The sequence below is a fragment of the Cohnella baijiui genome (genome assembly GCF_020731285.1).
Lineage (GTDB): Bacteria > Bacillota > Bacilli > Paenibacillales > Paenibacillaceae > Cohnella.
On record NZ_JAJFOW010000310.1, the window covers coordinates 1 to 248 of the forward strand.

Sequence of the window (248 nt, forward strand, 5' to 3'; positions counted from 1 at the left end):
TGCGCAAAGACAGAACAGGTGTGCTAGAAACAATTGGTGGATTAGCGGAAGATGGCACGTGGCATCCGCAAATGTTAGGTGGTATTCACTTTCAGCCTGGTGAGTCGTTCGTCTTCGAGAGTACCGGTGGCGGGGGATGGGGCGATGCCCTAACCCGTGACCCTGAGCTTGTTGCCCGAGACGTACGAGATGATATTGTTTCAAGGGAGAAGGCTGCCAGCCTATATGGTGTTGTGCTTACAGATGAT

Annotated in this window: 1 pseudogene; it reads left to right on the forward strand. The window is 52.4% G+C overall.

The window, feature by feature from the left end:
- A pseudogene (locus LKX83_RS32760) lies at window positions 1-248 on the forward strand (hydantoinase B/oxoprolinase family protein); the annotation flags it as partial.